Origin of the sequence: Fulvivirga sp. (assembly GCF_040220315.1) — a bacterium.
Taxonomy (GTDB): Bacteria; Bacteroidota; Bacteroidia; order Cytophagales; family Cyclobacteriaceae; genus Fulvivirga.
In genome coordinates this window covers 1-10,432 of record NZ_JAVJUY010000044.1, presented here as the reverse complement: position 1 = coordinate 10,432, position 10,432 = coordinate 1, and the positions used below count along the sequence as shown (strand labels likewise).

Below are 10,432 nucleotides of genomic sequence, written 5' to 3'. Positions count from 1 at the left end.
TGAGGTTTACAATAATGTTCTGAAAAAGCTTTTATTGGGTGGCGAAGGAAGGAGTATAAATAATACCTGGACGGCCGGACAAAGCGAGACTGTAGATATTACGTGGACAATAGATGTTGAAATCTTTGATCCAACTAACTTGTACCTTGTAGCATTTGTTCAAAATAAGAGTTCAAGGGAAGTATATGGCACTGTTCAGAAAAAGGCACAAAACCAGGATGAATCTATAGTAACTGGGATAGGAGAAGAGGTTATGGAACAGGCAAGGTCGATATCAATTTACCCTAATCCGGCAATTGGAAAGGTTAATTTCTTAATTGAAGATATTGCCTTATCAGATTACACTTGGCAAATTGTGGATCAAAGGGGTATAGTTGTACTGAAAGGAGAACTTGATTTTAACTCACTAGGAGTATATTCGGTTTCCACTGAAGAGTTGAGAAATGGTGTTTATTATGTGATTATTGAGGCAGAAAACAAACCGCTAATTTATAGAAAACTAGCAGTGATGAATCGAAGATAAGAAGAGTTTAAGCTTTAATAAACTCTTTAACCCTTCCTGCTAATTCCAGCATTACCTCTGAATGATCCTTGGGCTGTATACTTCCTCTCGTATCTGAGATATCATAAAACCCTACTTTTTCATCATAATAAGTAGGATCAATAGTACCATTATCATGCACAATTAGGCTAGGCATCAAATTCTTATAAAGCAACGTTTCTTCAAAGCTGAAAAAATTAAATACCTTACATCTAGTTTGCTTTTCAAGTGTTATTCCAAGAATATTTTTGTCAAAATATTTCGAGTCAATTAAAAAAATTACGTCTTGCATCAGTATACCCACTTTGTTTGGGATAACTATACCGATAACTGTGCCATATTCTAAATACGCCCATAAGCTCTATTTTGGAAAGTCTTAGTTTATTATTTGTCCCAAATTGGGATTAATATACCTCTATGAGATTTAACTAAAATCCGATTGTATAGCAATTCTAAGTTCTTTGAATGCTTGCTGGCAGAGGTCATCGAGTTGATTGATTTTGCCAGGAATCCTATCGGTATGCATATTGTGTTTGCCAGCATCTTCTATTTCCTTTATAATGTGCTTTGCAGGCTCAAGTCCAACAAAAGTTACAGAGGGCTTCATTTTGTGCGCTAATTTACCAACCATCTCCCAATCGGCCTTGTCGGACCAATTTTGCATTTTATTGATCGTAGCTGGTGTATTTGAAATGAAGGTTTCTACCATCTCCGTCATAAACTTAACGTCCCCGTCACAAATACTTTTAAGATACTTAAGATTGGTTAGTTGATTTGAGGCTTCTACTGCTGCATGTTGATTGTTAACCGCTATTTTTTTGGCTTCTGGATCAACAAATTTTACAATCATTTTATACAGTGACTCTGGGTGGAAAGGTTTGGATAAATAATCATTCATTCCGGATTCTTTACATTTTTCTATATCACCCTTAATGGCATTCGCTGTAAGCGCTACAATAGGAATATGTTTTTTAATTCCATCAATAGTGTTTCTAATCTTCCTGGTTGCCTCGTATCCATCCATAATTGGCATTTGTACATCCATCAACACTATATCAAAATCTTCTTCTTTCAGTTTTTCAACGGCCATGTAACCATTTTCCGCTTCAACCACATTACACTGCCATTTTTCAAGAATACTATTGGCATATAGCCGGTTTACTTCATTATCCTCTACAAGCAAAATTTTGACGCCTTTGAGTGAGTATTTCAATGTTTTTTTAAAGTCTGATGATTTTGGTTGTACAAGGTCTATTTCTCTACCTACCAGATAGGGGATAATGAAGGTAAATACAGTGCCAATGTGTTCCTCACTCTCTACATGAATGCTGCCGTTTTGAAGTTCCACCAGTTCTTTTACAATAGTTAAGCCAAGCCCAGTGCCACCATACCTTCGTGTTACACTCGCATCAGCTTGTGTGAAACTATCAAATATATGGTGCACTTTCTTTGCAGGTATTCCAACACCTGTGTCACGTACTTTAAATTTTATATGTTTGTGACCTTTTTCTTCTTTCTCTAAGGTTACGCTAATATTTATTTCCCCAACGTGTGTAAACTTTACAGCATTGCTCACCAGGTTAATTAAAATCTGATTCAATCGTGCAGGATCACCTATAAGCACACCATCTGCCTTTTTATCTATATTGTAATTAAGGTCGATACCTTTGGCTTTTGATTGGTAAAGAAAAGTATCTAAAACAGCACTGAGTTGGTACTTGATATTAAATCCTATTTTCTCAAATTTGAGCTTGCCCGATTCGATTACTGATAGATCAAGGATATCGTTAATAATTACTTTTAAACTTTCTGTGGAGTTTTTGATTGCATTTAAATATTGCGCCCGATCAGCTTCATTAGAAGTTTCAGACAATAAGTTAATCATGCCTGAAATCCCGTTTATGGGAGTTCTAATTTCGTGCGACATATTAGCCAAAAACTGCTCTTTGGCTTTTTGTGCCCTTAACAACTCTTCGGCATCTTTTTTCCGTTGAGTGATATCCCTGCAATCAAGTATCAGGCCTTCTACACCACCTTTATGCTTTAAATTTATCGAGTTAAACTCCAGGTACCTATATGAGTCATCCTTGCATAAAAAACGAAATTCGATACTTTCATCATAAGGCTTTGAGATGCTCTTTTTAAATTCAGATTTAAAGGCCGTTAATGTACTTGGTTTGATAAAATCAAAGAAATTTTTATTGACAAGACTACCGGGAGCGTGGCCTAAAGTATCTTCAACAGAAGGGTTATGATAAAGAATATGACCATTGTAATCAACAATAAAAATAATATCGGAACCATCTTCTACAACAGCTTCGTAAAAAAGACCTCTTTTTACATAATCCTTAAGGCTTTTAACATCCATTGGTTACATCGCTTCTTCCATTTCTTTTAAATACCTGTAGATGGTTGACTTACCAATATCTAATTTTTCTGCTACCTGCAATACATTATTGTCGTATTTATCTAAGTAATACCTCAAAATTTTGAACGTATAATCTTTAAGTGTCATTTCTTCATAAAGAAAATTTGATTCTTTTGTAAGACTATTAAAAGTAATATCATCGGCTGTTATTTCATTATTGTTAGCCATTACTGCAGATAATTCAATAATAGATTTAAGCTCCCGAATGTTTCCTGGAAAAGGATAGCCAAGCAACTTGGTCTGGGCATCATGGCTTAAGGTAAGTATTGGTAAATCATTATCCTTAGAAAATTGTTCTAAGAAAAACTTACTCAAGAGTATAATATCCCTTTCTCGCTCTCTAAGAGGTGGCAGGTGAATAGGTAGGCCCAATAGTCTATAATACAGGTCTTCCCTAAACGTTCCTTCTTTAACCATTTTGGCAAGGTCCCTGTGTGTGGCAACAATTAGCCTGAAATCCAACTTAATAACATCATTACCACCTATTCTTGAAAGTTCTCTTTCTTGAATTACCCTGAGCAATTTTGCCTGTAAATTGAGATCCATTTCTCCAATTTCATCAAGGAAAATTGTACCCCCTTCAGCCTCTTCAAATTTTCCTATTCTTCTGGTATTAGCACCTGTAAACGCACCCTTTTCATAACCAAATAATTCGCTTTCCATTAAATCTTTGGGTATAGCTGCTATGTTCACTGCAACGAACGATTCTTTTTTCCTTTTGGAGTTATAATGGATTGCTTTAGCAGCCAATTCTTTACCGGTACCTGTTTCACCCGTAATAGATACGGTTATGTTTGTCTTAACAGCCTTTTCAAGAAGTGAGAATACTTTTTTTAGAGCGGCACTATTACCGATAATGCTGTTGTCAAACTCGTACTTTTCAGTAATTTCTTGCCGTAAATGATCTATCTGTTTTGTCAGGGAGATATTTTTTCTGGCGTTGTTGATTGTGTTTAGCAGCCGGTCCTTGGTATCCTCATCTTTAATTATATAATCGTAAGCACCGCTTTTAAGCAACTCTACGGCTGTCCCTATTTTTTCCTGTGCAGATATGATAATTACAGGAATATTAGGGTCTACTCGTTGAATTTCCTTTAGAACATCTTCACCAGCCATATCAGGCAGGGTGTAATCGAGTGTAATAATATTTGGTTTTTGATATAAACTATCGATGGCACTTTTACCATTTTCAAATGTGCTTACTTCGTAATCGGGATTTAGGCTAAGTACATATTGCAAAAACTTGGTGTATGCCTGATCATCTTCAACTACAAAAATTTTAACAGGTTCCTTCTCGTACATTTAATATGCTGATAAATTTAGAGTAATATACTATTCTATTCACCAAAAATGAACATACCGGTTAAATTATTGATGATAAATTGATTACCAGACTGAGATGTTTTAATTTTTGAATATGAGATAAAGGTTTTACTAATTTAATATTTAAATTAGCCCTTGTTTATAGAATTTAATTTGAAGAAGAATGATTGAACAGTTCGAGGTTTTGTCCCGAGAGGAAGTAGAAACTATGTTGAGTGCTCCTCTTTTAGTGTCGGTGTTAATAGCCGGTGCTGATAACGAAATTGATAATTCAGAAATTAAGGAGGCTGTGAGTATCGCTAAGCTAAAGCAGAAAAAAGCCCGATTAGATTTAATAGAATATTACAAAGAGGTAGGGATTGACTTTGAGGACAAGCTGAAGGTGATGATTCAACAGTTTCCTTCAAAAGCTGAAGAACGAAACCCGTTGATAATTAGCGAGTTAGAAAAATTAAATACAATCCTCCCTAAACTAGATAAGAAATTTGCTGAAGAGTTTTATGCCAGTATCAGGGACATTGCTAAGAAAATTGCAGAATCATCGGGGGGCTTATTGGGCTATATGGCCGTTGGTTATGAAGAGTCTAAATTAATAGGCCTTAATATGATAAAAAATCCAGCATAAAAATTAAATCAATTTTTAATGTTTGAAAAACGAACGTTAATCGGAAGTTCAGTTTTGCCGATTAGGTTCGTTTTTTTTATGTGGCTTTTATTTGCCCTGGAGTTTGTCTATGGCCTAGACCTTAGCTTGTTTGGAATCATTCCCAGAAACATTTATGGTTTATTGGGTATAATAACTTCACCATTTATTCACGCAGGCCCCATTCACCTGATTTCAAATACGTTTCCATTGCTGTTTCTCAGCATCACCTTATTTTACAACTATCCCAAAATATCTAAGGAGGTTTTCTATGGGTGTTACTTGATAACTAACCTGTTGGTTTGGCTTTTGGGAAGGCCATACCCGCATATAGGGGCCAGCGGATTAGTTTATGGACTCGCTACTTTTGCCATATTTTTTGGCCTTTTTAGGAGGGATTTTAGATCAATCATGATCACGGGTGTTGTGCTTTTGCTTTACGGTTCGATTTACTATGGTGTAATTCCTGGTGACGAAAGAATCTCATGGGAATCACATTTATTCGGAACGATTGTGGGGATTCTACTTGCAGGTTATTACTCTCAAATGAAAAAGGTATAAAAAAACCCTGACGTTTCTGTCAGGGTTTCTGTCTAATATTCAGGTCAACTTAAGGTTGAACTTTGATGTCGATTGTGATTTGGCCACTGAAAGTTCCAGATATTGATTGAACTCTAATTATACCTTTTTTTCCATAGTTATCTACAAAATCGATAATGTCACCTTCAGATAATTCATTTATTCTTCCTTGAGAATTAGTAGCATCAATTGTCAGATTAACAAAGTTCAAATCACCTGCAACTGTTGCTGCGTCAAAATCAGCAGAAGTCTTTGAAGAAAGTGCAAATGCAGCTCTATTTAATTCTTCTCTATCAATTCCAATCAGAGTTGATATACCAACTAAATCAGTAGCAGGATCGTTATCATCATCAAATAATAACGGAAATCTGTAAGAAGATGCAAGAGATGCTAAACCATTAGCTCCATAATAATATCCAAAATCCCAAAGTTTACCGAATTCAGCACCATCACTAATTCTGTACCTTTCACCATTAAGCAATGAAATCCATGATAAAGAAGAACCATCATCTAATGGGGCAGCTAATATAGTAGTAGTGTAAGCTTTAACTGGAGCAGCCGGGTTAACGCCAGTACCTACAGTAACTTCAATAGCACCTACACCAGCGGCTAAGCTGTTTTCAGGATCCCTGTAATCACCTCTTCCATTAGTTGCCCAAAATTTATAAACTACACTTCCATTTGTTCCTATTCCTGCAGGAATTGGTAAGTCTAATGTATAATCAACAGTTGCATCACCAGATGCTTCTGCATCTATCGATCCATCAGGTTTTGTTGCCTTATTCGATAATCCAAAATCTCTCAAATCAAATGGTTTATCTCCTTCTCCAGCCAAGTTGCGTGTTACATAAACTCTTCTAATGGTTCTGTCATTTGAAGTAATCATAATTCTGGCCTTGAAAGTTGTTTGACCTTCGCCAGAAGCATAAGATTCCACAACAGGGCTATTTACAGAAGCCGTAGCGTTAGAAAATTCAAGGGTTACATCGAACTCATCAGTTGGATCAGTTACTACCTCATCATCATCGCTACATCCACTCGCGATTAGAAGGCCAGTTAAAGCGCCAACCATAAACAGTCTACTAAATAATTTTTTCATTTTTTAATTGGTTTAAATTCGAATTTAATCAATCATAAATCATACCATAATTTTATTCGTATGCTTAACATTGATTTGCAAAGGTATGATCAAGTTACGGAATATAACATGGTTTTGTAATATTCTTTTAAGTTAATTCACCTCCTTGAGAAGGTTTATTTTTGACACTGAAATATATACTTTTGAGCCAAAGTAAGATAAGCCTATGAGCGCCACTCCAGAGTCAGTACTTTCAGAGTTAAAATCGGGTAAAATAGCACCCGTTTATTTTCTTCAGGGAGAAGAATCATATTATATAGATCAAATTTCAGATTTTATAGAAAATACAATTCTTAACGAATCAGAAAAGGGGTTTAATCAAACAATAGTGTATGGCAGGGATGTGAATGTGAGCACAATTCTGAATCATGCCAGAAGATTTCCAATGATGTCAGAAAAACAGGTAGTAATTGTAAAGGAAGCTCAAACCATTAGTGATATCAATAGGGAAGAGGGTTCTAAAATGTTACTTGACTACCTTAATAACCCTGTTCCATCTACGGTACTAGTATTTTGTCACAAAAATAAAACCTTGGATAAGAGAAAATCATTGGGCAAATCCATAGATAAACTGGCGATTAATGTAGTAACCAAGAAAATTTATGACGACAAATTACCTGGCTGGATTGAAAGCCATGTAGCTGGCAAAGGGTATAAAATATCTCATAAGGCGGTTCGTATGTTGGCAGATTCAATTGGAACCAACTTAGAACGCATTTCAAATGAAGTGGATAAAATTGCTATTAACCTATCTGGTGGTGCAGAAATTAGTGAAGAGTTAGTTCAAAAATATGTTGGTATTAGCAAAGATTATAATGTTTTTGAGTTGCAAAAGGCACTGGCTTCTAAAGACGTTTTAAAAGCCAATAAAATTGTTAATTATTTTGAAGCCAATGCAAAGAAAAACCCCATTATTCCTATAGTTGCCGTATTATTTGGTTTTTATAGTAAATTGTTAGTGGCAGTTTCACAGAACGACAAGTCGCTTAATGGTGTTGCAAATGCATTGAAAATGAATTCTTTTTTTGCAAAAGATTATCACCAGGCCGCAGGAATGTACAGTTTGCCCCAAGTGGTAAGAAATATTCATCAACTTAAGAAGGCAGACCTGCAGCTTAAAGGAGTAGATAGTACTGGTTCTGTTTCAGATGGTCAGATTTTAAGGGAACTTGTTTTTCGTCTGCTTCACTAATCAGAATATCGCTCGTATATTGTTTATATTTGACAGCATTAAAATAATTTCGAGGCTTTGTAACATGAACTGTGCGAGGCTTCGTTATACTTAAAAGTACACTCTACTTATCTATGAGATATATCATTGTAGTGATTTTATCACTTTTCATAAATCAATCGTTCAGTCAAAACACCCAATACTTTAACGAATCAGAAAGCCACTACAGGTCTGGTCTGGATTTACTGGATAAAGGCCATTATGGTTCGGCCAGGGAAGCATTCGAAAAGTATTTGAATAATGCACAAAGTGTATCTCATAAGGCAGATGCAGAGTACTATGTAGCGTATTGTGCATTAGGCCTTTATCATAATGATGGAGAAAAACGCATTGAAAATTTTATCGAGCAATACCCCGAACATCCAAAAGCATTAACCGCATATTATGATTTAGGTTCATTCTACTTTAAAGAAAAGGAGTACAAAAAAGCAGCTGAATACTATTCAAAAGTGAATTTAACGCTGATAACTGAACAAGAAAGGAATGAAACCAGATTCAATTTAGGTTATTCTTTATTCTCGCAACGCAAGTTCAATGAAGCTATTGAATACTTTAACGTATTAAAAGATAAAAAATCACAATACTCAGCGGCTTCCAGCTACTATGCAGGTTACATTGAATACGAGAACAAGGAGTATCAAAAGGCAATTATAGATTTGGAAAGAGCCGGAAAGGATGACGCATACGCAAGTGTTGCACCAGAATTACTTGCCACCCTCTATTACAAACAAGGAAGATATGATGATTTGATTAAGTATGGTGAGAGTGTTGGTGTGAACACTGCTGCCCATGCCAAAGACCTTCATTTGATGTTGGGTGATGCTTACCTGTATAATAATAAAACGGCTAAAGCAGTTGATGCTTATAAAAAGGCAGAAAGTTCACGGGCGCTTACCCGCGATGAGCGGTATCGGGTAGGTTTTGCTTATTATAAGGAAAAGAATTTTGAAAAATCTATTTTTCATTTTAAACAGACCGCTTCTGATAAAGATAGCATTGGTGTTTACTCGGGTTATTATTTAGGGATCATGTATTTGAGCGAGGGGAATAAGTTGTATGCTAAAACAGCCTTCTATAATACCAGGGAGAATACCATTAACGAGCACTTAAAGGAAGAGGGGGCTTACCAATATTCTAAAATATGCTATGACTTAGGGCTATCTGATGAGGCAATTAATAGTTTTAATTATTATTTAGATAACCATCCATCAGGCAAATATACAGGTGAGGTTTCTGATTTGCTTTCAGAAGCATATTTAAGCACAAATAGCTACGAATTGGCCATTGCGCATATTGATAAACAAAAATCAATATCCAAAAAGCTGGAAGGGGTTTATCAAAAAGCAAATTATTTGAAAGCTACCGAACTCTTCAATAAAGGGAATTATAGGGAGTCTATAGTATATTTTAAAAAATCACTGAAGTATCCAAATGATGCACAAGTAAAATACCAGGCGAATTTATGGATAGGTGAGGCGTATTCTGTAGGCCGAATGTATGACGAAGCCATTCCATTTTACCAAAATGTGGTGGGTGCTGCGAGCATTGTGGATAGTAATACATTGAATCAGGCAAGGTATGGACTCGGCTATGCGTATTTTAATTCGAAAGACTACACTAAAGCCCTTTTATATTTTAAAGCCTACATAACGCCTGAAACCAGTTCAAAAACTAATAAGTATTATCATGACGGCTTAATACGATTGGCAGACTGTTATTACGTAACTAAGGAGTATAATCTTGCATTAACTTACTATCAACGAGCGTCAACATTTTCAAGAGCCGATTTAGACTATGTTATGTACCAAAGTGGGGTTATCTATGGAATTGAAGGTAATTTATCAGCAGCCGTTTCGTCATTGGATCAGGTAATTAAGATTAAAGATTCTCGTTATGTCGATGACGCCATTTATCAAAAAGGTCAGTTAAATTTCGAGAAGGGAAATTATCAACCGGCTATTGCTAGTTTCACACAATTAATTGATGGACACGCCAATAGTAGATTAGTGCCTTATGCTCTGTTAAGAAGAGGTTCAGCCAACTACAACCTAAAGAATTACACCAAAACTGTTCAGGATTATACTAATCTATTAAAAAGTTACCCAACCCATACAGTTTCAAGAGACGTGTTGTTGCCATTACAAGAAGTGCTAAATCTATCAAATAGGGGTGCTGAGTTTGATGCTTTACTTGCTGAATATAAAAGCAAGAACCCAGATAAGAAGGGCCTTGAAAATGTGGAATTCGAAACAGCTAAAAACTTTTATTTTAACCTGGATTACAAAAAAGCCATTGCTCGCTTTAGCGATTTTATTGCCGAATACCCCGATGACACCAAAGTGAATGAGGCAAAGTATTACATGGCAGAATCGCACTACCGACTCAGAGCTTATAATGAGGCTTTAGATATTTATAATCAATTATTCACACTCACTGATTTTCAATATAAAAATCGTGTTGTAGGCAGAATTGCAGAAATAGAATTTAGTAGTGGCAGGTACCAAAATGCTGTGTACTTCTATCGTGAGCTTAATGCTATTGCTTCCAAT

General features: G+C 35.7%; 9 protein-coding genes. 5 read left to right on the top strand and 4 right to left on the bottom strand.

Annotation, left to right across the window (positions count from 1 at the left end):
• Positions 1–523 (top strand): T9SS type A sorting domain-containing protein (locus RLO81_RS01545; RefSeq protein WP_350106218.1); only part of this gene is annotated, 523 nt, incomplete at its 5' end.
• Positions 524–530: 7 nt separating this feature from the next.
• On the opposite strand, the gene RLO81_RS01540 is transcribed toward RLO81_RS01545, so the two are convergent.
• The 3 genes from RLO81_RS01540 to RLO81_RS01530 all read right to left on the bottom strand — a co-directional run bounded on the left by RLO81_RS01540 (position 531) and on the right by RLO81_RS01530 (position 4,271).
• On the bottom strand, positions 531–833 hold the full coding sequence (locus RLO81_RS01540; RefSeq protein ID WP_350106215.1) for a hypothetical protein: 303 nt from the start codon (positions 831–833) through the stop codon (positions 531–533).
• A 132-nt stretch (positions 834–965) separates the two neighbouring features.
• Positions 966–2,909: a PAS domain-containing hybrid sensor histidine kinase/response regulator gene (locus tag RLO81_RS01535; protein WP_350106212.1), complete on the bottom strand. Its 1,944-nt coding sequence runs from the start codon at positions 2,907–2,909 to the stop codon at positions 966–968.
• Between the two features lie 3 nt (positions 2,910–2,912).
• A complete protein-coding gene (locus RLO81_RS01530; protein WP_350106209.1) occupies positions 2,913–4,271 on the bottom strand; it encodes a sigma-54-dependent transcriptional regulator in 1,359 nt (452 codons plus the stop codon).
• Positions 4,272–4,455: 184 nt separating this feature from the next.
• On the opposite strand from RLO81_RS01530, the gene RLO81_RS01525 reads away from it, so the two are divergent.
• Both RLO81_RS01525 and RLO81_RS01520 read left to right on the top strand, forming a co-directional pair.
• Positions 4,456–4,917, top strand: a complete 462-nt coding sequence (locus RLO81_RS01525) for a hypothetical protein (RefSeq protein ID WP_350106206.1) — start codon at positions 4,456–4,458, stop codon at positions 4,915–4,917.
• Between the two features lie 18 nt (positions 4,918–4,935).
• Entirely contained in the window at positions 4,936–5,496 is a 561-nt protein-coding gene (locus RLO81_RS01520; RefSeq protein WP_350106204.1) for a rhomboid family intramembrane serine protease, read from the top strand.
• Positions 5,497–5,545: 49 nt separating this feature from the next.
• Here RLO81_RS01520 and RLO81_RS01515 read toward each other — a convergent pair whose 3' ends face one another.
• Positions 5,546–6,613 carry a hypothetical protein gene (locus RLO81_RS01515; RefSeq protein WP_350106201.1) on the bottom strand — a complete coding sequence of 356 codons (1,068 nt, stop codon included), beginning with the start codon at positions 6,611–6,613 and terminating at the stop codon, positions 5,546–5,548.
• Between the two features lie 205 nt (positions 6,614–6,818).
• Between RLO81_RS01515 and holA the strand changes: the two genes are divergently transcribed.
• Both holA and RLO81_RS01505 read left to right on the top strand, forming a co-directional pair.
• Positions 6,819–7,844: a DNA polymerase III subunit delta gene (gene holA, locus RLO81_RS01510; protein WP_350106198.1), complete on the top strand. Its 1,026-nt coding sequence runs from the start codon at positions 6,819–6,821 to the stop codon at positions 7,842–7,844.
• 113 nt (positions 7,845–7,957) lie between these two features.
• The coding region (locus RLO81_RS01505; RefSeq protein WP_350106195.1) for a tetratricopeptide repeat protein at positions 7,958–10,432 on the top strand (2,475 nt) is incomplete at its 3' end.

What these genes read in the sequence shown, in the direction of transcription:
- RLO81_RS01540 (WP_350106215.1), bottom strand. Translation starts at nt 833, where the DNA reads ATGCAAGACGTAATTTTTTTAATTGACTCGAAATATTTTGACAAAAAT.
- RLO81_RS01535 (WP_350106212.1), bottom strand. Translation starts at nt 2,909, where the DNA reads ATGGATGTTAAAAGCCTTAAGGATTATGTAAAAAGAGGTCTTTTTTAC.
- RLO81_RS01530 (WP_350106209.1), bottom strand. Translation starts at nt 4,271, where the DNA reads ATGTACGAGAAGGAACCTGTTAAAATTTTTGTAGTTGAAGATGATCAG.
- RLO81_RS01525 (WP_350106206.1), top strand. Translation starts at nt 4,456, where the DNA reads ATGATTGAACAGTTCGAGGTTTTGTCCCGAGAGGAAGTAGAAACTATG.
- RLO81_RS01520 (WP_350106204.1), top strand. Translation starts at nt 4,936, where the DNA reads ATGTTTGAAAAACGAACGTTAATCGGAAGTTCAGTTTTGCCGATTAGG.
- RLO81_RS01515 (WP_350106201.1), bottom strand. Translation starts at nt 6,613, where the DNA reads ATGAAAAAATTATTTAGTAGACTGTTTATGGTTGGCGCTTTAACTGGC.
- holA (WP_350106198.1), top strand. Translation starts at nt 6,819, where the DNA reads ATGAGCGCCACTCCAGAGTCAGTACTTTCAGAGTTAAAATCGGGTAAA.